This window comes from Paenibacillus sanguinis 2301083 = DSM 16941 (assembly GCF_000374825.1).
Classification (GTDB): domain Bacteria; phylum Bacillota; class Bacilli; order Paenibacillales; family Paenibacillaceae; genus Fontibacillus; species Fontibacillus sanguinis.
Map to the genome: position 1 here is coordinate 1 of NZ_KB895397.1, position 22,700 is coordinate 22,700.

The following is a 22,700-nucleotide window of genomic DNA, read 5'->3' on the forward strand; positions in this document are numbered from 1 at the left end:
TCGGAATCATGGAAGTGGTAGGCTATTCTTTTTAGCAGGTGGGCCTTTCGCTGCTTCTGTTGACTCGGCTTGTTCTTCCGCCATTTGTAGTAGCCGCTCCGTGAAACATGAAACACTTGGCACATCTTCGCCAAAGAAAACTCGGAGCGATGATCTTCTATAAAACGAAATCTTAGCTCTTTGGTTTGCTGAAGATGTGCACTGCTTTTTTTACGATGGCTAGTTCTTCTTCCACATCGGAGATACGTTCCTGGCTTTCGCGTAGCTCTCGTTCCTTTTCTTTTAAGAGTTGTTCTAATTCTCGAAGCCGTTCCACACTGGAGATGGACTCATTCTTGAACTCGCGATATTTGGCTTTCCAGGCATGCAACGTCTTTGCTGGGATGTCCATCTCTAAGGCGATTTCCTCCACCGATTTCGTCTGCTCATGGAGATACTTAGCTGTTTGTCTTTTAAATTCTTCGTTATAGCGATTCCGCTGCTCACCCACGTGAACACCTCCTCAGTTAGTTTTATTATCTTTTTCTCTTAACGAGGTGTCCACTTTTTATTCTAGCTCTAATCCTCCCTATAAATCAGTGTTTTAGGTCCATTTCTGGTGATTTGGGCAAAAAAATATGGAGGAATTCCTGCTAATTGTTTATGATGGCGAAAGAATCCGATTTTAGATGGAGGATTTCCCGCTAACCTGCAACAACTAACCTAGTTGAACCACACTTTGGCTGACGAATGATCCTCTGATGACGGCTACTCTACGCTATGAACAGCAACTACTATGCTATGAACGGCCGTATCCAGGCTATGAATAGCAACAACTACGGTAAGAATGGCCGTATCCAGGCTATGAATAGCAACAACTACGGTAGAATGGCCACATCCAGTCTATAAACAGCAACAACTACACTATGAACGGACACACCCATGCTATGAACGGCAACAATTACTGCTAATGAAGTGCTGCTCCGAGGGATACTCGGATTTTTTTGCTTTGTGCAAATCGGGAGAGCGTGTTGTTCCTCCGAAGGTAGCTGTTTTACTTAGAAGTGACTTACCTGGAACTGCTTTACCTGGAACTGTGACACCCAGAACTGTAGCACTTAGAACTGTGACACCCAGAACTGTAGCACTTAGAACGTAGCACTTAGAACTAAACCACCTAGAAACTGAATTATTCAGAACTGAACTACCAAGAGCTGAACTACCAAGAACTGAACCAGACCTAAATTGTTTACCTAAGAACTGTGAACCTAGAGCTGTTGTACTTGGATATAGAAAGGAACGTGGAGATAGATGGGACATTTGCAGAAGGCGACTTTTGCGGGCGGGTGCTTTTGGTGTATGGTAACGCCCTTTGAGGAATTGCCCGGCATCGCGGGCATTGTATCGGGATATACCGGGGGGACGAAGAAGAACCCGACCTATGAAGAGGTGAAAACGGGTACAACCGGGCACTATGAGGCGGTGCAGATTACATTTGATCCGGAGATATTTCCGTACGAAAGACTGCTTGAGTTGTATTGGCCGCAAATCGATCCAACGGATGCCGAAGGGCAGTTTCAGGATCGGGGGTCGCAGTACAGGACGGCGATCTTTTATCACAATGAGCAGCAACGGGAGCTTGCACTGGCATCCAGGCAGGAGCTAGAGCACAGTGGGCGGTTCGATAAGCCGGTGGTGACGGAGATTTTGCCAGCGGTCACCTTTTATAAGGCAGAGGAGTACCACCAGGATTACCATAAAAAGAACCCCAAGCACTACAAAGAAGACCGAGAGCAGTCGGGACGGGATGAATTTATCCGCGAAAACTGGAAATGATGAATTGACGCTGCGTAGTACAGTTCAAAATATGTTACAATAAAGGCTGTGACTTTGTGAATCGAGAGGAACGTGAGCATGAGTAAAGGATTGGACCAAGTGCTGCAGCAGGAAGTGGACAAACGCCGCACGTTTGCGATCATTTCCCACCCGGATGCGGGGAAAACAACGTTGACCGAGAAGCTGCTGCTGTTTGGCGGCGCGATTCGTCTGGCCGGTTCGGTCAAGGCGCGGAAAGCGAGCAAGCACGCGACCAGTGACTGGATGGAAATTGAGAAGCAGCGGGGGATTTCGGTTACTTCTTCCGTCATGCAGTTTGATTATAATGGACACCGGGTGAATATTTTGGATACCCCGGGTCACCAGGATTTCAGTGAGGATACCTACCGTACGCTGACGGCTGCCGATAGCGCTGTCATGCTGATCGACGTAGCTAAAGGCGTGGAAGCACAGACGATTAAGCTGTTTCAGGTATGTGCCAAGCGAGGTATTCCGATTTTCACCTTCATTAACAAGTTGGACCGCGAGGGGCGGTCTCCGTTTGACTTGATGGAGGAGATTGAGCAGGTGCTGGGCATTCGTTCTGTGCCCATGAACTGGCCGATTGGCATGGGGCGCGAGTTATCGGGCGTCTATGACCGGATGAAGAACCAGGTGGAGTTATTTCAAGGCGATGATCATGACAAGATTCAGGTCAAGAAGGTAGAGAACTATCAAGACCCGGTCATTCGTGAAATGGCGGGGGAATACCTCCACGATCAACTATGTCAGGACTTGGAGCTGCTTGATGTTGCTGGTGATCCGTTTGATCTGGAGAAGGTGAAGCGCGGGGAATTGACCCCTGTGTTCTTTGGCAGTGCGGTGAACAATTTTGGTGTACAGACGTTTCTGGACAATTTCTTGCAGCTGGCCCCCAAGCCTCAGCCGCGCCACAGCACTCAAGGTACGGTTGAACCGACCCATGAGAAGTTTACGGGCTATGTGTTCAAGATCCAGGCCAATATGAATCCGGCGCATCGGGATCGGATTGCTTTCCTGCGTATCGTATCGGGCAAGTTCGAGCGGGGGATGTCTGTGAAGCATGTACGAGTTGGTAAAGATATCAAGCTTGCTCAACCGCAGCAATTTTTGGCGCAGGACCGGGATATCGTCACCGAGGCTTATCCAGGGGATATTATCGGATTGTTTGATCCGGGAATTTTCCGTATTGGGGACTCTCTGAGTCAAGGTGGGGAAGTGGTCTTTGACGAATTGCCGACCTTTTCGCCGGAGATCTTTGCCAAGGTTACGGTCAAGAATGCATTGAAGCATAAGCAGTATCAAAAAGGGATTGACCAGCTGACCGAAGAGGGCACGATCCAGGTGTTTACAACGGTAGGCTTTGAGGATACGCTTCTGGGCGTGGTAGGTCAACTCCAATTTGAGGTATTTGAGTACCGGATGAAGGGCGAGTACGGCGTGGATGTGCAATTGCAGCGGATGCCGTTCCAGTTCGCCCGCTGGATTGTGGCGGAGAAGATTGATCCTTCCAAGTTCCGGATTAATTCATCACTGGTGAAGGATAAGAAGGGCAATTATGTTGCCTTGTTCGAGAATGAATATGCCATGCGTACTGCCATGGAGAAAAATCCGGACGCCCAGTTCCTGGAGACGGCGCCGTAACACCCAAATCATTAAATCCAAGCAGGAAAACGCTGATGTGGAGGACTGCCCCGATATACGAAGGAAGGAATAATATGAAACAGTGGTTTACAATAGATCAAATTGAATCCAACACACATATTATCAGCGAATATCGTCATTGGGAGGAAACACATTGTTATCTTCTCGAAGGAAGCGAACGCGCACTTTTAATCGATTCGGGGCTTGGTATCTGCGACATATCTGTGGAGGTGAAAAAGCTGACCGATAAGCCGGTGACGGCTATCGCTACGCATATTCACTGGGACCACATCGGCGGTCACAAATACTATCATGATTTTTATGCGCATGAAGCGGAACTCAACTGGCTTTCCGGCGAATTTCCTCTGAGCATGGATGCTATACGTGAAATGGTGCTTGACCGCTGTGACTCGCCAGAGGGTTACAATGTAGACACATATGAGTTCTTTCAGGGAACGCCAACGCGAGTGCTGCACGATGGCGATATGATTGATCTTGGCGGCAGAATTATTACAGTATTACACACGCCCGGTCATTCACCGGGACATATGTGTTTCTGGGAGGCCGCAAGCGGCTACCTCTTTACTGGCGACCTGGTTTATAAGGACACGCTGTTTGCGTACTATCCGTCAACTGATCCGCAGGCATATCTCTCATCGCTTGAAAAGATTGCGGCACTACCTGTGAAAAAAGTATTTCCGGCTCATCACGGTTTGATCATTCAGCCGGAGATTCTGATCCGTATGCGAGATGCTCTCAGGCAACTGAAAATCGATGGCAACCTACATCATGGCAGCGGCACCTTTGATTACGGTGATTGGGCTATCTGGCTGTGATTATAAGTTGCAGTTTTCCAAACAAATGACCGAGTATGGAGCATGCTCGGATGTTTGTCGTGGGTTCGGTTATTTGTATTAAATACACAGCCTACGAAGGAGGGAGACATTGTGATCAACGGCAATAAGCCTCCACTGTAGCCGATTTACGGTTACAGGGAGGCTTTGCCGCTGGCGGGCTTGTTCTATTTCAATGGTTTGAGATCGATCCGATCCACTTGTTGCTTCAGGACGGACAGGAGCTCATTTTGCTTGGAGGCATCAAGATGCTTCCAAATCATCTCAAATACGACTCCTAGCCCCGGGAGCGCGGCTTCTTGTGCATCGATGGATCCTTCGATCAGATCGCGCAAGCCTTGCTCATCCTGACCGTGTACCTTATGCATGATCGCTTGACGCAAATCGAGAGTAATGGATGGCACGTAAATTCCCTCCTTGAAATGTGACTTGCCCACATGTAATGTACCCTTACTTTCCCCGGAAAATTCAAGTTTCCCGGGGATTGTGATATACTAAACCGGATGAAATTTGCTATCGGGTGGTGAAGTCATGGCGCGTGCAGCAAAAAAACAGTTTGCTGTCATCGGCATGGGCCGGTTCGGATTAAGCGTGGCAACCGCGCTTAGCAATATGGGTTTTGATGTACTCGCGATTGATTCTAACGAGCATCGTACTCAGGAGGTCGTCAATCTGGTGACACATGCAGTCTCGGCGGACTCTACAGATGAGGATGCGCTGCGTGCCTTGGGTATCCGTAATTTCGACGTGGTGGTCGTAGCGATCGGCGAGGATATTCAAGCGAGTATTTTGACAACATTGATTTTGAAGGATATGGGCGGGCCCTTGATTGTCGTTAAGGCGCAAAGTGAATTACATGGTAAAGTGCTGCAAAAAATTGGAGCGGACAAGGTTGTATTTCCGGAACGAGATATGGGACTGCGGGTGGCGCATCATTTGACCTCGCCGAACATTCTGGATTACATTGAATTGTCGGAGGAATACAGCATCGTGGAGATGAGTGTGCCACGGGCAATGGTTGGCAAAAATCTGAAAGAGCTTGATATCCGGGCGCGTTATGGCTGTAATGTCATGGCGATCAAACGCGATGCCAAGATGAATATTTCTCCGGCGGCCACGGATCGTCTGACAGAGGAAGACGTGCTGGTCATTGTCGGAGAGAAAAATGATTTAACGAAGCTGGAGCTGGCTTATGCCAAAGGCTAGGCGAAATCCAAATGAGATCGAAGGATGGGCCGGGTATGGATATATTGTCTCCGCAGAACCCTCGCGTCAAGGAATGGGCCGGGCTGCTTGAGAAGAAGAATCGGGACAAGCAGGGAAAATATGTGATCGAGGGCATTCACCTCGTTCAAGAAGCTTTGCGGGCGCAGGCGGATATCGAATGCGTCTGCTATGATGTGGAGCGCGGCATTCCGCAGGAGCTGCGCGAGGTGGCCTCGGCGGGTCTGGACATCCCGTGGACGGGGGTCTCGGCCGCCGTGATTGCCAAGTGCAGCGATACGAAGTCGCCGCAGCCGGTGTTCGCGGTCCTGCGCAAGGACCGCAGGACGGCAGAAGCGCTCCTGGGCAAGGAGCGCAGCCTGGTGGTTGTGCTGGACGGCGTGCAGGACCCCGGCAACGTCGGCACGATTATCCGCAGCGCCGATGCGGTCGGTGCGGATGGGGTGATCGTCGGCGCAGGCTGTGCCGACGTATACGGGCCCAAGGTGCTGCGCGCCACGATGGGCTCGGGTTTCCATTTGCCGGTGGTCCACGGCAACTTGGCGGAGCTGCTCCCGCAGGCGAAGCAGCGGGGCATCCGGCTGGCGGGCACCAGCCTGCAGGCGGCGGCGAATTGCTACGCTTACGATTTCACACAGCCGGTATGGCTGCTGTTCGGCAGTGAAGGCAGCGGTCTGAGCCCGGAGGTACGCGATCTGATGGACGACGGCCTCATCATTCCGATGCGCGGCCAGGCCGAATCGCTGAACGTGGCGATGGCGGCATCCGTGCTGCTATATGAGGCGATGCGGCAGCGGCATTTTAACGGGTGATTTTTGAGGGGAGGGGTTCGTCAGGACTCCTCTTTTCTTTTGCAGCGGACAAATTCTGCTTCATCCCGTACAGCCTTCAGTCATCAGTCATTCAATTCAAACAAGGAAATGAGACGATATGCAGGTACAAGATAATTATTTGGAACATAAGCGACTAGAGACCGGACTGGCGCTAAATGAGGCGCAAAGGCAGGCGGTGGAGCATACTGAAGGCCCGTTGCTGCTGCTGGCCTCGCCAGGCTCGGGCAAGACGACCACGATCATGATGCGTATCGGCTATCTGATTGAAATGAAGGGCATTCAGCCTTCAAGGATCAAGGCAGTGACCTTTAGCCGGGCCTCGGCCTCAGACATGAAGGAGCGGTTCAAGCGGCTTTTTCCCCGGCTACAGCCCGTCGACTTTTCCACCATACATAGTCTGGCCTTTGAAATGATGAGAGAGCATTTTCGCCGGACGGGCACGGCCTATCGCATTATTGAGGGAGAGGTCCATCTGGAGGAGGTGCCAAGGCCGGAGGATGAAGCGACATGGATGCTCCATAAGAAGATTTTGTTAAGGAACTTGTTCAAATCCGCGACTGGCGAGCATATCACCGATGATCAGATGGACGAATTGACGACTTATATAAGCTATATCAAGAATAAAATGCTTCCCGTGGAAAAGTGGTCCACAGTCAAAACAAACGTTCCGCAAGCAGAGCATATTCTTCAGGAGTATGAGCGAGTGAAGAGGACAAGTCATGTGGGGCGGCTGATCGATTATGACGATATGCTGGTGATCGGGCATGAAGCTCTTGAGACTGATCCGCAGCTTCTGCGTAAATACCAGAACCGCTATGATTATGTATTAACCGACGAAAGCCAGGATACGTCCCTGATTCAGCATGCCATTCTGGAGAAGCTGGTTCAGCGTCACGGTAATCTCTGCGTGGTGGCTGACGATGATCAAAGCTTGTACAGCTGGCGAGGGGCTGAGCCGGCTTATCTCTTGAACTTTAAACAAACTTATCCTTCGGCTCTTACTTTGTTCATGGAACATAACTATCGTTCCTCGAAGGAGATCGTCGAGACAGCAAATCAGTTTATTCAACGCAATCTTAATCGATATCCCAAGCAGATGTTTACTCATAATCAGGCTGAGCGGCCGATCCAGTTCAAGAGCTTGGCGGATTACAAGGAGCAGGCCAAATATTTGGTGCGGCAAATGAAGCAGGTGAACGACCTTGGTGAAGTAGCGGTGCTGTACCGGAACAATTCCTCGGCGATTGCTTTGATGAATGAATTTGATCGCGAGGGTATTCCCTTTTATATGAAGGATGCGGACAATCGCTTTTTCTCCCATTGGGTAGTAGAGGATATTCTGAATTTTATGCGGATGACCTTTACCGATAAGCGAGCCGATATTTTGGAAAAAATTCATTTGAAATTAGGCGGATACATCAGTAAGCAGCAAATGGCGGCGTTGAAGGAAATCCACAATGGGGAATCTGTGTTCGATAATCTAATAACTCATGTCCCGTTGCAGGATTACCAAATCAAGCCGCTGCGGGATGGGAAGGAGACCTTCCAGCAAATGAGGGGTATGCCGCCGCTTCAGGCCATCCGTGTCATTCGGACTCGGCTGGGTTATGAGAAGGCCCTGGAGAAGAGCTGCGAGCGTATGGGATTCCGTAAGGAATCCCTGCTGGGGATCTTGAATACACTGGAGGACATTGCTGCCGGATTGGACACCATGGAGGACTTCGCCAGCCGTCTTCAATATTTGAAAGCCTTACTGAAAACAGCCCGCTTCAGGAAAGGACAATCTGTGGTCACCTTCTCAACGATGCATAGCTCCAAGGGGCTGGAGTTTGATCGAGTGTATATGATCGACCTGGTGAATGGCATCATTCCCTCCACGGAGGACGCGGCAAGTGTCGAGCTTATGGAGGAGGCAACCCGATTATTTTATGTAGGCATGACCCGAGCCAGGAGTCATCTGGAGCTCATCAGTTATCGAGCCAGGGATGGAGAGGAAGCAGTGGAATCGACCTTTGTCGCTGCGGTAAAAGATATTGTCTACCCGGACAAGAAGCGGAGGGAGCAAGGAGATAAGCCGGTTCAACAGACGCAGGTGTCAGCACCCCTAAATCCTAATGCAATTCGCTCCCAAGCCGGGCTTGTAGAAGGTGGAGCAGTCAAGCACAATACTTATGGAATCGGCACGATTATTCAGGTGAATGAACAGCGCGTTCATGTGCGGTTTGCTTCGGGCGAAAAAGCGTTGTCAACGTCCATATGCCTGGATAAAGGGCTGTTGGAACCAGCTTCACAAAATTAAAACCCAGCCGACGACCGTTGGCTGGGTTTTATAATGATGATGACACCAGGGAAATCGGTTTATTTCCACTGGGCAACTTGTTCGATCGGCAGGCGAACGGAGGTGTAGCCCGCATCCGCCGCTTTACCAATGGACAGCAGCATCACAGGGAAATAGCGCTCTTTATCCAGCCCGAGACTTTCAGCAATATTCTCCTTGTCATAGCCTCCAATCGGATTCGTATCGTAGCCATGAGCACGGGCTACCAGCATGAGCTGCATGGATACCAGACCACCGTCAATCAGCACGGTATATTTGTTCACTTCAGGGCTCATGTTGGCGTAATGGCTGGACAGTGCCGTAAGCTGTCTATCCTTGACTTCCTGCGGCATGTAGCCAAGCTCGACCGCCTTGCCGTAGATGGCTTCGGCATTCTCAAAGCTGTTCAAATCGCCAAAAACAGCAATAACCGCAGACGAGGTCGTTACCTGCTGCTGGTTAAAGCTGGCCAAGGGTGCCAAGGCTGCTTTAGCTTCCGGGCTTTCGATAATGACGAAACGCCAAGGCTGCATATTGGTGGAAGAAGGGGCAGTTGTGGCCTCCTTCAGTATCTCAGTCATTTCCTCTTTGCTAATCTTCACTTCCGGATCGTAAGAACGTATAGAACGGCGTCCGGTCATAATTTCATAAAAATCATTAGTTTTAATGTAGCTCATGGTTTCTCTCTCCTTTTTATTTAGGTTGCATGCTATCCAAATTATGAGTCAAACGCGCCAGCAGCTCAGACATATTCCGCAGATCGCCAGGCTCCAAGCTGTGGAACAGCTGCTCCATAAACTGCGTTTTCTCCTGGCAGTAGGCTTCGATCTGCTCTCTTCCTTGAGAAGTCAATGCGACCAAGATTATGCGGTTATCCGCAGGATTGCTTCTGCGGGTTACCATGCCTGAGGCCTCCAGTTGCTTTAAGTGTCGGGTAATAGCCGCTGCGTCTATGTCAAGCGTTTTTTGCAGTGAGGCCTGGCTCAGTTCCTCAGCTTGAAACAAGGCTACCAGCATCATCAGCCGAGAAGAACTAATGCCTGCACATTGTTCAAACTTGGGGCTTAGCTTCTTGGTGAACTGCTGTAGCTGGTCAAAGACGTTGAAAGATTGCGGTTTGTCAGACGTCAAGGTGCCCTCCTTCTCATCTAATGTGATCAATTCATTGATACTATCAATTATTGACCCGTCAAATAATATAACGAATTTCTTGGCATCTCGCAAGTGCTGCGCAATAATAGGTAATATATCCAGTCCGGCTATCTATAGGAGATGAAACATATGACAGAACGTATACCTTGCAAGAATGAGGGGTGCAAGGCGACCATTCTGCCGGCAACGGCAGCCAAGACGGGGGGCATTTGCATGCCTTGCCATCAGGAGAAGGAGCGTCAGGCATACCAGGAGTATATTGAGAAGAACCGCCGGGATGTTAACTTATTTGCAGATATGACTGACCCGGTGGAGATTTTGCAGACCATGTACGAACCAAGAGAGCATGACCCATTCATTCGTTATATTCCCTATTTCCAAACAGCGGAGCAAATCTATCTCTCTTTACAGGAGAACGAACTGGGCAGGATGGTGAGCTACGGCGTGAAAAAGCTGGATTCCGGGGATGAGGACACCGGCATAGATGTTTTGCTGTCCCTGGTGTGCTACCGGGGAGTGAGATTGGAGGACGAGGTGCTGAAGCTTGTGTCTCAATTGGAACATTTCCCGGGGGTGTTGTTCAGAGGGGCTTCCAGCCGGATGCGCAACTATTTACTGGAGCGAATTATCCATGATCAAGACCGCCGCCATGCCTTGCTGCTCGCATGGGTTTGGATAGAAGATGCAGTCGTAGTGGAGCAACTTCACCAATGGCGGCTTCATGCACCAGCCTGGATGGAAGAATTGCCTGTTCCTCCCGAGGAGCTTGCGCTGGAGGCGGGCTGGGAGCTGACGAATGAAGGAGAACGGCGCTGGTTATTTCTGGAGCCCAGCTACCAGATGGTTCCGGTCGAGCCGGAAGAGTTGATAGGGGCTAGGCCTTTAGCTTATGAAGAGAAGCTCTTAATGCCTAGCAAACATACCTGTCCCTGGTGTCAAGGCTCTTTGACCACCTTAATAAAAGTGAACACGCATCACCCCGCCGTGCAGCCTCTGTCTTATTCGGGAGAGATAATTACCATTGAAACCTGTGTGGATTGTTCCTGTTACGGTGCAGTATATATGGAATTGGACGAGCAAGGGAATACCCGGTGGAGTTCCTACAATCAACGTCCGGATTATTTGCCGGAGCGCAAGCCTGGGGAATCGCGAAGTGATGAGACATTTCCGCCATTTCGGCTCGCAGCTTCCCCGCGTCATGGCTGGCACGCAGCTAGCTGGATGCTGGAGTCGGCAGCATCTCAGCTTGGAGGACATCCAACCTGGATTCAGGATACCGAATACCCGATCTGTCCTTGTTGCGGGAAGCGGATGATTAACTTGGGACAGATTGACTGGGCGGAGGTCGAGCAATATGGAGAAGGCAATTATTATATGTTCCTTTGTCCGCAGGACCGGATCACGGCTACGAATTTTCAGCAGACCTAGAATCCTCGCGGATTCGCCCTGGAAGCATGGTGAATCAAAGGAGCTTGCGGATAACCCCTCCTTCTTTTTTTGCCCTGTCCCGCATAGGTTGTATCGTAGGTGATCCTCTGTTTTTGACGGTAGTAGGGGGGCTAGACATGCGAATACGACGCGGGTGGCGAAGCCGGAGGAGACGGCCGGGAAATCGGCGGAAAATATGGATCATAATGCTCGTCGTAGTCATATTGGCAACATTTCAGTTCATGAGTTATGTAGAGCGCCGAATGACCAAGCCCATTGTTCACCTGGCCCAAATCCGGGTGAAGCAAATTGCCACAGAGTCCATTAACGATGCTATTACTGCCCAGGTGGCCAATCAGCAGCAGGTAGAGGAATTAATTGATTGGAAGACAGATAATACAGGGAAAATCACCGGGTTTATGTTGAATTACTCCGCGCATATGAAGGTAACCTCGGAGACGATTCAAACGGTTCGCCATACGCTCGACGAAGTATCCCGGCTATCGGAATCGATTCCGCTCGGTCAGGCATTGGGCAGCCCCATTCTTGCCTCCTTTGGGCCTGGCATTCCTATCAAGATCGAGCCTAAGGGGGATGTGAAGGTCGATCTGAACACCAGGCGCCAGGATGCTGGAATCAACATGATTCTGGTCGAGGTATTTTTGCGGGTCAAGACGGAACTGGCCGTAGTTGTTCCCTTCAATATAGAATCCCAGGCGGTAGAGACGGAAATCCCGGTATCTTACCTTCTCGTGGTTGGGGATGTGCCGATGTACTATTATGATAGCAATGGCAACCCGGTGGGAGATACGCGGCCTGATGCGCCCAACATTGCCTTGCCGGCGCTTCCGGAGAATAGCCAATCACCTGGCAGTGTGGAGGATGGAACCGTCTTGCCTGGCACTGCCCCGGGCTCTGGTGAATCAGGTATTGCCGACGATCCGGCCAACATGCAAGGCGAGGAAGCGGGGCAAGGTGGAAAGGTCAATACAAATAGTGGGCATGAATAAAAGGGCGTCTATTTCTTGGACGCCCTTTTTTTGTTAGCTGCGCGATCAAGCTGCTCCCATCTTTTCAGGAGCGGGTACGGGTCAAACGCCCATTCACTGTGTCCGGTATCGCGATAAATACCGTAGTGCAGATGCGGCGGGAATTTCCCTGAGGTCCCCGGGGGACCATAGCCGCTGTTGCCAACCCAGCCAAGTGTTTGTCCAGGCTCGACAAAGTGTCCAACCTCAATCCCCTTCTCGTACCCTTGCAGGTGGGCAAAGTAATGATAACGGTTGTTGATGTCTCGGACACCAAGCCGCCAGCCGCCATAAGGGTTCCACCCCTTGGTTTCTACAATGCCATAGCAGACGCTGCGGACGGTGACGCCCATGGGAGCGAACAAATCCGTGCCTTCGTGAATGCGAAGACCGCCCCAGCCTCGTCTGTCTCCCCAGGTGTCCCGGTAGGTGTACGAACTACGAACCGGAAGGGGGAAGGAACTGGCTGACAAGTCCAGCTTGCGGAATTTTTTATACATTTTAGCAAATTGGTGGATACGCTCTACAGCGATATTGTTCTGGTAATAGCGCCATAGACCGATGCGCAGGTCGTCTTCATGATAGCCAAAGCCCAGCAAATAAGATGCCATCGTAAACAGGGAGTCACGGTCGTTCTTCGGATCGGCAGCACCATCTGCGGTCGCGTCTTTTCCCATCCCGCCAAACAAGCCAATTGTAGCGGGGTTATGGTCTTCAGGGTCCGGATTGAGCGGGCCGACCCAGGTTCCTGCCTTGAAGCGTATACCTGTCAAGCGGGACTCCTGCTGTTTGCGGGGAGTAATCGTGCGCTCGTATTGATCGATGGCAGCGATCCAATACCAAGGTACTCGGGTTAAAACCTCGATCTCTTCATATAGACCAAGGCGTTGCTCGTAAATGCTCGGCTCCGGAGGGGCCACGGGCTTCTCCTTGGCCGCGGCTGCGGCAAGGCTTGTCCCCAGACCGCCTAGACAGAAGGTTGTCAAAAGACTGAGGGCCATCATGTAACGGAGCCACGAAGTGCGGGTAATCAGATAAGACCTCAAGATGTAATTCCTCCTTCAACATAGACATTCCAACCAGCAAGACCTTCTTAGGTTGAGGCAAAGTCTGTGTTTTTATTCCATATCCAGAGTATGTTTCCCAGTTCATTCATGGTATAATAGGGCAATGTGATTTGACTTCAAAGAGAAGGAAGGTCTTGCATCTTGGCAAAGAAAGCCCAGGAACCCAAGCCGGATTGGATTCGAATCAAGCTGACGACCGGAGACAATTATCAGGATATTAAGCAAATGATGCGCTCGAAAACCTTACATACGGTGTGTGAAGAAGCGCGTTGCCCGAACATATATGAATGCTGGGCCAATCGCACGGCTACATTTATGATCCTGGGGGATATCTGCACGCGGGCCTGCCGGTTCTGTGCGGTGAACACAGGACTGCCGACAGAGCTTGATTTACAGGAGCCTGATCGGGTGGCCGAAGCTGCGGAGCAGATGAATTTGCGTCACTGTGTAGTCACCAGCGTAGCCCGTGATGATCTGAAGGATGGTGGTGCCGGTATTTTTGCCGGGACGATCAAAGCCCTTCGCCAGCGTCTTCCTCTTTGCAGTGTGGAGGTCCTGATTCCCGACTTTCAGGGCGATGAGGAGTCTCTGCGTATTGTAATGGATGCCAAGCCGGATATTTTAAATCATAATATCGAAACGGTGGAACGCTTGTCTGACCGGGTTCGGGCCAAAGCCAAATATCGTCGCTCTCTCGAGCTGTTGCAGCGGGCCAAGCAGATGAATCCGGATATCCCTACAAAATCCAGCATTATGCTGGGTGTGGGCGAAGAATGGGAAGAGATTTTACAAGCGATGGATGATTTGCGAGCTGTAGACTGCGATATTTTAACGATCGGGCAGTATTTGCAGCCTTCGCCACAGCATTTGCATGTTGAGAAGTATTATAAGCCGGAGCAATTCATGGAGCTGAAGGAAGAAGGCATGAAGCGGGGGTTCAGCCACGTAGAATCCGGCCCGCTGGTGCGCAGCTCCTATCATGCCCATGAGCAGGTGACCTCGGCCAAGAAGAAAGCGAGTGTATCTGCCTCATTGTAGCAAGGCACTAGATAGCCAAACGGATGATGTATGTAAGATGATGTATGTAAAAGGAGGAGCGCCCTTGATTCAAATCGGCGGTAAAACCTACGAACTTATTCAGAACTACAAGGAAGCTTGGGACCCTGAGGCGTTCAAGCAGCGTTATAGCGAGGTACTGGACCGTTACGATTATATTATCGGGGACTGGGGCTACGAGAAGCTTCGCTTGAAGGGATTCCTTCGGGACAACCATCCCAAAGCCAACCGCGATACGTCTTATTCCGGTATCACGGATTATATCAACGAATATTGCAATTTCGGCTGTGCTTACTTTGTGCTCCAGAAGGTTAAGGACAACCACAAGGAACGGGATTACAAAGAAAAAAATTCCGGCAGCGGCAAAGGACAGGCGCAAATAGAAACGGCCTCCGAATAATTCGGAAGGCCGTTTTTTTACGATCAGATAAGGATCAGCGATTGGATAAGTTCAGGACACCTTGGTCGTAGCTCCAACGAATATGAGGATACTTCTTAACGAATTCATGCAATTCCAGATAAGATTCGCTCTCTACCAGCTTCACTGCCTGTGTAGCTGCGGCGAATCCCGCTTGTTTGCCAACCTGATCCGTAATTGTCAGCTTCTGATTGCTGGTGGTCCACGCCGGTTGGCCCTTGACCAAGGCTGCCAACAAGCGGGATGGGGCGTACACCTTGTCGCCGTCCTTCAGAACATCGACATATCCGGGAAACGCTGCTCCGTTGATGCTAAGAGAGGCCGGGCTGCCGCTGAGGTCGATGCGCCGTACCCCTGCTTCATACAGGCCGGTTACGAGCTGGGCTACCGCATTATGTTCAATTTCTATATCGGGCTTCAGGCCCACATAATTGAAGTCCTCCCGATTTGGTGTGAAATAAGCCTGCACGGTCAGCTTTAAGGAGCTGCCATTGGACAAGGTGAATATATTTTGAATCCGCGCCTTGCCATAGGTCTGTTCCCCAACGACGGTGGCGATGTCGTTATCCCGGAGAGCCCCGGTCAAAATTTCTGAAGCGCTGGCTGTTAATTCATTCGTTAGTATTACCACGGGCATGCCGATCGGCTGGCCATCTTCAATGACGACAGGCTGCAGCTCACCGCTTTGGGTGGCCGTGTACATCAGGACTTGGTCATCCATGAAAAGCTTGGCGATGTTGGTGGCTGACTCCACATAGCCGCCAAGGTTATCCCGAAGATCGAGCACGAGGGCACCGATGCCTTCCTTGCGTTGACGCGCAAGTTCTTCGGCGAACTCTTCATCTGCCGTATCCGAGAAAGAGGAAATGGCAATATAACCAACCTTGCTGTACGGCACGATCTTCCCGGTAACAGAGGGAAGGGAGAAGTGAGCACGAGTAATCGAATAGACCAGGGGTTGACCTGCGCGGTCGACCGTAATTTTCACCTCGGTATGCTCTGCTCCCTGAATTCTCAAGATATCCTCGCTGCTGGTAACGGGAAGTCCATCCACATCTATGATGATATCTCCTGGCAGGACGCCGGCTTCGGCTGCTGGTGAATTCTTCAGCACATCGGTCACGACCAGCTTGTCCTCTGCATAACGAAGGGTGACCCCTATTCCTACAAACTCTTGGTTCACTCCATCCTCAAAGCTTTGCAGTTCCTCTTCTGTAAAATAGTCACTGTAGGGGTCGTCCAGAGTATAAACCATACCACGAATGGCATTGTCCAGCAGCTCCTGGCGCTGGACACCTTCAATATTGTAAGTGTCCAGGTAATAAAGCACCTCTTGCAGGGCCTTCAAGTCTGAGACTTCGGTGGTTGCGTCTGCTTCTGCGGCCCAAACGGCTTGAGGCAATCCCAGCAGCATGAAGGACAAGAGAGGGATCAGGGCATATTTGCGAATACAATGGGGTATCATGATCATCTTCCTCTGCAAATTATTTAGTCAAGAAATGCGTTGCGTACCCGGCTCCAAAAGGGAAACGGCCGATAGCGGACAAAGCTGATCTTCATTTCGGCAACTTGACAGCTTACCGAGATTAAATCATTCATCGGCAGGTTAACGTGGTCGATGGTCAGCAGCAGATTTTGTTCTTTGCGCGAATAAATATCACAGCGATGATGCTTGGGCAACACAAGAGGCGAGCCCAAGGTCCGGAAGACCCGGTTATTAATTGAGGCAATCTCTGTCACCTGCAAGGCTTCAATGGAAGGATGCAGCATGGCTCCGCCCAGGCTTTTGTTATAGGCGGTACTGCCTGATGGCGTGGACACACAGATGCCATCGCCACGGAACATTTCAAACATTTGATCATTGATGTCCACCTGGGCGACGACGGTGCCGTCCACGCCTTTCAGAGTGAACTCATTCAGACATATGTAAGATGAGTTCCCGGAACGCTTGCAAATTTCTAAATGAATCAAGGGATACTGAACAACACGTGGTTCTATGGCTTCACCTGTGGCCTGATTGCTCATCATGCGAATGAGCTCGGGAATTTCATCGGCTTTCCAGTCGGCGTAGAAGCCCAGGTGCCCGGTATGTATACCCACGAAGGCAATCGAGGGGATCTGGTCGATGAATGTATGAAAGGCGTGCAGCATGGTCCCGTCGCCACCGATCGAGACCACAATATCGGGAGATTTCTCATCCAGTTCCAAGCCATTCTCGGCAGCAAGCTGGTGAAACAACTCGCTTAATTCAACGGATATTTCATCTCCGCGGTCAAGTACAAAGTATTTCAAGATGACAAGCTCCTTTAAAGGTCCTTTTGTAAAGATCATAATCAATTCGCAAGCAGAACACAATGTTCATTTTCCATAGATCCGAGCTTTATAATGCACGTTTTGCCCGAATCCAGCGCATGATTTTCACCAGAAATGACAAAATAAACAAGACAACTATAATAAGGAGGAACGTCTGAAGACCTGATGTTACAGCACTCCAGACGTATGGCGATCCGCTTGCTTCAAGCCCTCCTTCCGGCAGCCAAATCCAGGTTGGGGCAACATCCATAAGGGGCTTCCACAATATCAGCAGTACCCCGGCTGCCAATACGGCATGCAGCAAACGAGCCAGCAGGAAGGGGACATAACGAAGGTCTGCTTCATTTAAGATGCTGGCGACCTGGGCATGGACAGATAGTCCGCCCCAGGACAAAATAAATGCGGCGGCTGCGGCTTTGTAAATCAGGGGGATGCCTTCCGGCGCAGCCGAAGCTCTGGCGCCTAGCGTAACCTCGAACAAGCCCCCCATCAATGGCTCGGCCAACCCGGAGGGAAGCCCGGCAAGCGGAAGCAGATGCTGCACTGCTACATAAAGGGAATTCATCATGCCCGAGGCGGTCAGTATCTCCAAAATGACGGAGAAGAAGACGACCAGGCCGCCCACAACAGCCATGAGCTGTAAGGAGGAGACGATGGCTTGTCTTAGCAACTCTCCAAGGCTGCGTCCATCGGCAAGGCGGGCTTCGTGCATAGCCTGTAGTGCCAGCTTCACGACAGACCCTTTGGCGGGTGTTCCAGTGACAATGGGTGGCTCAGCGTCCGCAGGTCCGTAGAAGCGCATAATCAGTCCAAGCAGCACTGCGCTTCCATAATGAGCCAAGGCCAGTACGCCAGCCAGCTTGGGATTGCCGAAGAAGCCAACCGATACGGCGCCGATTAGAAAGATGGGGTCGGAGGAAGTGGTGAAGGCCACCAGGCGTTCACCTTCAATTCGCGACACCAGACCTTGCTGACGCAGCTTGGTGGCCAGCTTGGCGCTGACGGGATATCCGGAGGCAAATCCCATCGCCAAAACAAAACCACCACTGCCCGGGATACGAAATGCCGGCTTCATCAGCGGATCGAGCAGCTTACCCAGGAAATGAACGATGCCAAAGCCCAGCAGCACTTCGGAGATGACGAAAAACGGAAAAAGAGATGGGAACAATACATCCCACCATATAGCCAGACCCCGCACTCCTGCTTGCCAGGATGCTGTGGGATAAAGAGCCATCAGCAAGATCAGCAGCAGGATGGGGAAGAGAAACAGTATAGTAGTCAAGCGTTTTGCAGCCATAGCGACGCCTCCCACTTTTCATCATAGTGAGAGTGTATGATTTTTATGGGACAAACAGCACAAAAAAGCCGAAAATGCATGCCATATAAGCTGATATTTTAAAAATGATATGATAAAATGATTCTATAAGACCATACCCGTAACTTTTGAACCACTACGATACAATCATGGACTTCGCAGGAGCTGAATTTTTGTGAATGGAGTGATGATCATGAGCGTTGTTGCAGGTGTTCTCGTGTGTGCTTTTGTTTATGTTATCCGCGCCTCTCTGGTCCATTCCAGTGAAGAGGATTGGCGCAGTTACTGATAGACTTGTCATTTGAGTAAAAGCTCCCGCTTCGGTAGGAGCTTTTATTTTTTTTTGTTATAATGAGACAAGACGTCCATTTTTGACGCATGCTTTTGGACATGAGAAGGAAATTAGATACAGGAAGCGGGCGGTGAGGCAGATGGATTTGAGCAAAAGCATTTACGACAATCTGGGCGGCGAGCAGACGATTCGGCGGCTGGTAGAGGCTTTTTACCCGAGAGTTCAGCGTGATCCATTGCTGGGTCCCTTGTTCCCTGAAGACATTACTCCGGTACTGGAAAAGCAAGCCATGTTCTTGACACAGTTTTTCGGAGGTCCTTCCCTTTATTCTGACGCTTATGGCCATCCGGCCATGCGAGCCAGGCATATGCCTTTTCCCGTGACCCGGGAGCGGGCGGTGGCCTGGTTGGCTTGCATGCGCGGGGCGCTCCAGGAGATTGGAGTTGAAGAGCCGCTGAAGGAATTCATATTGGAGCGGTTATCCGGCCCGGCGTTTCACTTCGTCAATACACCTTGAACGGTCATCATCCGCAAGGGACTACGGAAAGGAAGTAAAACAATTGGAATTGGAACCCCTCTATCAGATTAAAGTCACTTGCAACCACTGCCAACATGAGTTCTCTACTTCGCGTGTTCGTCCCAGCTTCAAGCGGGCTTCGCGCACCGATACGGACTTTTGCAGCTATTATCAGAAGGAGAATCCGGATTATTACGTTGTGCGTGTCTGCCCTTCCTGTGGCTTTGCTTCAACTGAGAATTCGCTGGAGCGCTTGAACGACCAGCAGAAATTGAAGTTTCAGAAGGCGATTGGCAGCCGCTTCACTCAACGGGACTACGGTGGCAAACGTGACTGGAATACGGCGCTGGAAACGTATAAACTGGCTTTGCTTTGTGCCCAGACCATCGGGGAGAAAGATCGGATCATTGCGAGCTTGCTTCACCATATTGCCTGGCTGTACCGGTATCAAAACAACCGGGAGCAAGAAAAGCGGTTTATGGAATTTGCTCTGGAAGCGTACATTCGCGTATTCGAGCATGAAGGGGTAGGTGGGAACGATGCCCGCCTGATGTATCTTATCGGTGAACTGCACCGCAGAGTGGAGAATTATAATGAAGCGGTCAAGTGGTTCGCCCGGGTTATCAATGACAAGAAGATTATGGATGCGGCGATGATTCGCGCTTCTCGCGAGCAGTGGGCGCTGTTGCGTGAAGAAATGTTGAACGGCGGACATGAGCTGCCGGAGGAAATGCAGTCATAACAAGTCAAGGACCGTTCCGGCAAGGGACGGTCCTGAATGTGGTAAGAAGCGATCCGGATCAGCGGAGTATACAATCGGTTAGTAGATAATCGTTGTCGCAATCCAGCACATGAACTTTGTTCCCGCAGCAAGGAAAGACAACCAACTTCTTCTTTCCTTCATGAATCGCTTTAAGTTCGCGGGGCTTCAGCGGCAGCAGCACGTTGCTGGTGGAGCAAAACGGACACTCATGTACATAGATATCTCCCATCATGACATCATAAGGCCAGGCTTGGTTAAACGGAATCATGAAGGTTCTGTATCATGGCTCGGGCTGTCCTTGGAGGCAGTGGCATCCGGCTCCGACGCTGGACTTGCAGCCTCTTCTTTTGCCAGCTCGGCAATTTTCTGTAACAGAATGTGCTGCGGCATATGCATCAGGTGCTCGATGGGCACTTTGAGTTTTGCAGCTAATTTCACGGCGGTATCCGCCGAAATTTGTAATGGCTTCATCATTTTTCCCCCTGTCAAACTGATAACTGTACCATAAGCATACACTTTTTTTTGCTGAACCATCAATAGGATGACGAAAGGATGAATTATTTATGACAACGCCATTTGCAGAGCCGCTTAAGCCTGTATGGGATTTAGAATCCATATTTCCCGGAGGCTCGTCTTCTTCGGAGCTTCAAGCCTACCTGGAACAATTAGAGCAGGACATTGCCAACTATCATAGTCAAGTTACCAAGCTGGCCGCTCCTACAACGCTTGAGGACACTCGAGCTTTGGACGGTTTGCTTGAGGATTTGCAGGATGCCGATGCCCGGATTTTTGAAGTGTTCAGCTACATCGGCTGCTTGACGGCACAGGATCAGCATGACAAGAAGGCGGTTCGACTCAATGCGAAGGCGACGAGTCTGCAAGCCTCCTTAGAAAATGTATTGACTTTGTTCTGGAATGTCCTGAGCTTGACCGGGGACGAGGTATGGGAGGCCTGGATGAAGCGGGAAGAGATTGCCCCTGTATCGTTTGCGCTCAGCGAGAAGCGAAGCCTGGCCCGTGAAAAGCTGGCCCCGGAGCTGGAGACACTTGTATCCGACCTGGCGGTAGATGGCTATCATGGCTGGGGTCAGCATTACGATACGATTGTGGCCAATGTAGCTGTGCCGTTTGAAAATGAAGACGGCAATGTCGAGCTTCTGTCTGTAGGTCAGGCGGCAAATAAGCTGGATAGCCCGAATCGCAGTGTACGGGAACGTGCCTTTGCAAGCTGGGAGGAGGCCTGGTCCAAATCGGCAGATTACTGTGCCGACACCCTGAACCGGCTGGCAGGGTTCCGTCTGAAGCTGTACGAAAGACGCGGCTGGGATAACGTTCTTAAGGAGCCGCTGGCTATTAACCGGATGTCGGATCAGACGCTGGCAGCGATGTGGAAGGTCATTGAAGAGAGCAAGCCTACATTCGTAGCTTATCTGGAACGCAAAGCGAAGCTGATGGGGCTGGATAAGCTGAGTTGGACGGATGTGGATTCTCCGCTCGGCCAAGTATCCGGCAAGGTGACGTATGAGCAAGCGGCACTGGATATCGTTGAGCAGTTCCGGAAGTTCAGTCCGAAGCTGGCCGATTTTGCCGTACAGGCCTTCGACAAGCGCTGGATTGAGGCAGAGGATCGTCCTGGCAAGCGTCCAGGCGGCTTCTGTACCTCGCTGCCCAAGAGCAAGCAGACCCGGATCTTCATGACATTTGGGGGAACGGTATCCAATGTGTACACGCTGGCTCATGAATTGGGCCATGCCTACCATCAGAGCTTGATGGAGGACCTGCCCTTTCTGAATCAGAACTATGCCATGAATGTGGCCGAGACCGCATCGACGTTTGCTGAAATGATTTTGGCGGATGCGTTTGTGAAAGGGGCGGCTAGCAAAGAAGAAAAAATCGTGCTCCTGGCCGACAAAATTCAGAATTCGGTCAGCTTCTATATGAATATCCATGCTCGCTTCCTGTTTGAAACCCGCTTCTATGCCAAGCGGAAAGAGGGGGTTCTGGAGGCTAAGGAATGTTCAGAGTTAATGGAAGAAGCGCAGCGTGAGGCGTATCAAAATGCGCTGGACAGCTATCATCCGCATTTCTGGGCATCCAAGCTGCATTTCTATATCACCGATGTGCCGTTCTACAATTTCCCGTATACCTTCGGCTACATGTTTAGTGCAGGGATTTACGCCATGGCAATGAGGGAAGGCGAAGGCTTTGCCGCCAAATATGATGCATTGCTGCAGGATACCGGACGCATGTCGGTAGAAGATCTCGCACTGAAGCATCTAGGTGTCGATCTGACTCAGCCGGACTTCTGGCAGGGGGCGATGGCTGTAAATATTGCTGATGTAGAGGCTTTTCTGGAATTAACCAAATAGGCAATAAAGCAACGAAACCGAGTCTTGTACAAGGCTCGGTTTTTTTAAGATTAAAGAATTTATTACTATTAGTTCTCAGCGGAGCTGAGCAATTCTATAATCCCAAGAAAAGCTACCACTTTAACGTGGTCTGGCTTCAAAGATAATACATCAATAGTTGTTTTTCTTATATTATTTAGAGTTGGAGCAAGAGTCATTTGTCCTCATTTTTATAGATATAAATGACTAATCATAAACTAAATTGTTGAATAATGGGTGTTCGTGGACTATAATGTGA

23 protein-coding genes are annotated in these 22,700 nt (G+C 50.6%); 13 read left to right on the forward strand and 10 right to left on the reverse strand.

Annotated features, from left to right (window positions below; all coding sequences use genetic code 11):
* Positions 1-172: 172 nt before the first annotated feature.
* Complete coding sequence (locus C557_RS0120735) at positions 173-490, reverse strand: transposase (protein ID WP_018753775.1); 318 nt, start codon at positions 488-490, stop codon at positions 173-175.
* 809 nt (positions 491-1,299) lie between these two features.
* Between C557_RS0120735 and msrA the strand changes: the two genes are divergently transcribed.
* From msrA to C557_RS0120750, 3 genes are all read left to right on the forward strand, one after another.
* On the forward strand, positions 1,300-1,815 hold the full coding sequence (gene msrA / locus C557_RS0120740) for a peptide-methionine (S)-S-oxide reductase MsrA (protein WP_026263605.1): 516 nt from the start codon (positions 1,300-1,302) through the stop codon (positions 1,813-1,815).
* A gap of 78 nt (positions 1,816-1,893) precedes the next feature.
* Positions 1,894-3,477: a peptide chain release factor 3 gene (locus C557_RS0120745; protein WP_018753777.1), complete on the forward strand. Its 1,584-nt coding sequence runs from the start codon at positions 1,894-1,896 to the stop codon at positions 3,475-3,477.
* Between the two features lie 74 nt (positions 3,478-3,551).
* On the forward strand, positions 3,552-4,313 hold the full coding sequence (locus C557_RS0120750; protein ID WP_018753778.1) for an MBL fold metallo-hydrolase: 762 nt from the start codon (positions 3,552-3,554) through the stop codon (positions 4,311-4,313).
* A gap of 185 nt (positions 4,314-4,498) precedes the next feature.
* Here the strand turns inward: C557_RS0120750 and sspI are convergent, their stop codons facing one another.
* Positions 4,499-4,735 carry a small acid-soluble spore protein SspI gene (sspI, locus tag C557_RS0120755; protein WP_018753779.1) on the reverse strand — a complete coding sequence of 79 codons (237 nt, stop codon included), beginning with the start codon at positions 4,733-4,735 and terminating at the stop codon, positions 4,499-4,501.
* Between the two features lie 127 nt (positions 4,736-4,862).
* Between sspI and C557_RS0120760 the strand changes: the two genes are divergently transcribed.
* The 3 genes from C557_RS0120760 to C557_RS0120770 all read left to right on the forward strand — a co-directional run bounded on the left by C557_RS0120760 (position 4,863) and on the right by C557_RS0120770 (position 8,687).
* On the forward strand, positions 4,863-5,537 hold the full coding sequence (locus C557_RS0120760) for a potassium channel family protein (RefSeq protein ID WP_018753780.1): 675 nt from the start codon (positions 4,863-4,865) through the stop codon (positions 5,535-5,537).
* Positions 5,538-5,572: 35 nt separating this feature from the next.
* On the forward strand, positions 5,573-6,367 hold the full coding sequence (locus tag C557_RS0120765; RefSeq protein WP_018753781.1) for a TrmH family RNA methyltransferase: 795 nt from the start codon (positions 5,573-5,575) through the stop codon (positions 6,365-6,367).
* A 118-nt stretch (positions 6,368-6,485) separates the two neighbouring features.
* A complete protein-coding gene (locus C557_RS0120770) occupies positions 6,486-8,687 on the forward strand; it encodes an ATP-dependent helicase (RefSeq protein WP_018753782.1) in 2,202 nt (733 codons plus the stop codon).
* Between the two features lie 59 nt (positions 8,688-8,746).
* Here C557_RS0120770 and C557_RS0120775 read toward each other — a convergent pair whose 3' ends face one another.
* Complete coding sequence (locus C557_RS0120775) at positions 8,747-9,382, reverse strand: nitroreductase family protein (protein WP_018753783.1); 636 nt, start codon at positions 9,380-9,382, stop codon at positions 8,747-8,749.
* A 16-nt stretch (positions 9,383-9,398) separates the two neighbouring features.
* Positions 9,399-9,836, reverse strand: coding sequence for a MarR family winged helix-turn-helix transcriptional regulator (locus C557_RS0120780; protein WP_018753784.1), 438 nt, complete (start codon positions 9,834-9,836; stop codon positions 9,399-9,401).
* A gap of 150 nt (positions 9,837-9,986) precedes the next feature.
* Between C557_RS0120780 and C557_RS0120785 the strand changes: the two genes are divergently transcribed.
* The gene (locus C557_RS0120785) at positions 9,987-11,285 is read left to right on the forward strand and encodes a hypothetical protein (protein WP_018753785.1); all 1,299 of its coding nucleotides are present in this window, start codon (positions 9,987-9,989) and stop codon (positions 11,283-11,285) included.
* Positions 11,286-11,422: 137 nt separating this feature from the next.
* On the forward strand, positions 11,423-12,295 hold the full coding sequence (gene yunB / locus C557_RS23885) for a sporulation protein YunB (protein ID WP_051082484.1): 873 nt from the start codon (positions 11,423-11,425) through the stop codon (positions 12,293-12,295).
* Between the two features lie 8 nt (positions 12,296-12,303).
* Here yunB and C557_RS0120795 read toward each other — a convergent pair whose 3' ends face one another.
* Complete coding sequence (locus C557_RS0120795) at positions 12,304-13,359, reverse strand: M23 family metallopeptidase (RefSeq protein ID WP_018753787.1); 1,056 nt, start codon at positions 13,357-13,359, stop codon at positions 12,304-12,306.
* A gap of 162 nt (positions 13,360-13,521) precedes the next feature.
* Here C557_RS0120795 and lipA point away from each other — a divergent pair, with 162 nt between their 5' ends.
* Both lipA and C557_RS23890 read left to right on the forward strand, forming a co-directional pair.
* Positions 13,522-14,418, forward strand: coding sequence for a lipoyl synthase (lipA, locus tag C557_RS0120800; RefSeq protein ID WP_018753788.1), 897 nt, complete (start codon positions 13,522-13,524; stop codon positions 14,416-14,418).
* Between the two features lie 64 nt (positions 14,419-14,482).
* Entirely contained in the window at positions 14,483-14,836 is a 354-nt protein-coding gene (locus C557_RS23890) for a YutD family protein (RefSeq protein ID WP_018753789.1), read from the forward strand.
* 34 nt (positions 14,837-14,870) lie between these two features.
* On the opposite strand, the gene C557_RS0120810 is transcribed toward C557_RS23890, so the two are convergent.
* From C557_RS0120810 to ylbJ, 3 genes are all read right to left on the reverse strand, one after another.
* Entirely contained in the window at positions 14,871-16,319 is a 1,449-nt protein-coding gene (locus C557_RS0120810) for a S41 family peptidase (protein WP_018753790.1), read from the reverse strand.
* 23 nt (positions 16,320-16,342) lie between these two features.
* On the reverse strand, positions 16,343-17,146 hold the full coding sequence (locus C557_RS0120815; RefSeq protein WP_026263607.1) for an NAD kinase: 804 nt from the start codon (positions 17,144-17,146) through the stop codon (positions 16,343-16,345).
* 88 nt (positions 17,147-17,234) lie between these two features.
* A complete protein-coding gene (ylbJ, locus tag C557_RS0120820; protein WP_018753792.1) occupies positions 17,235-18,464 on the reverse strand; it encodes a sporulation integral membrane protein YlbJ in 1,230 nt (409 codons plus the stop codon).
* A 449-nt stretch (positions 18,465-18,913) separates the two neighbouring features.
* Here ylbJ and C557_RS0120825 point away from each other — a divergent pair, with 449 nt between their 5' ends.
* Both C557_RS0120825 and C557_RS0120830 read left to right on the forward strand, forming a co-directional pair.
* The gene (locus C557_RS0120825; protein ID WP_018753793.1) at positions 18,914-19,291 is read left to right on the forward strand and encodes a globin domain-containing protein; all 378 of its coding nucleotides are present in this window, start codon (positions 18,914-18,916) and stop codon (positions 19,289-19,291) included.
* A 43-nt stretch (positions 19,292-19,334) separates the two neighbouring features.
* Positions 19,335-20,033 carry a DUF2225 domain-containing protein gene (locus C557_RS0120830; protein ID WP_018753794.1) on the forward strand — a complete coding sequence of 233 codons (699 nt, stop codon included), beginning with the start codon at positions 19,335-19,337 and terminating at the stop codon, positions 20,031-20,033.
* A 58-nt stretch (positions 20,034-20,091) separates the two neighbouring features.
* On the opposite strand, the gene C557_RS0120835 is transcribed toward C557_RS0120830, so the two are convergent.
* Positions 20,092-20,322 (reverse strand): hypothetical protein, encoded by a 231-nt coding sequence (locus C557_RS0120835; protein WP_018753795.1) that lies wholly within the window; start codon positions 20,320-20,322, stop codon positions 20,092-20,094.
* On the reverse strand, positions 20,319-20,525 hold the full coding sequence (locus tag C557_RS0120840; protein ID WP_018753796.1) for a YycC family protein: 207 nt from the start codon (positions 20,523-20,525) through the stop codon (positions 20,319-20,321). Before C557_RS0120840 ends, C557_RS0120835 begins: the two co-directional genes overlap by 4 nt.
* 92 nt (positions 20,526-20,617) lie before the next feature.
* On the opposite strand from C557_RS0120840, the gene C557_RS0120845 reads away from it, so the two are divergent.
* Positions 20,618-22,423: a M3 family oligoendopeptidase gene (locus tag C557_RS0120845; RefSeq protein WP_018753797.1), complete on the forward strand. Its 1,806-nt coding sequence runs from the start codon at positions 20,618-20,620 to the stop codon at positions 22,421-22,423.
* Positions 22,424-22,700: the final 277 nt, after the last annotated feature.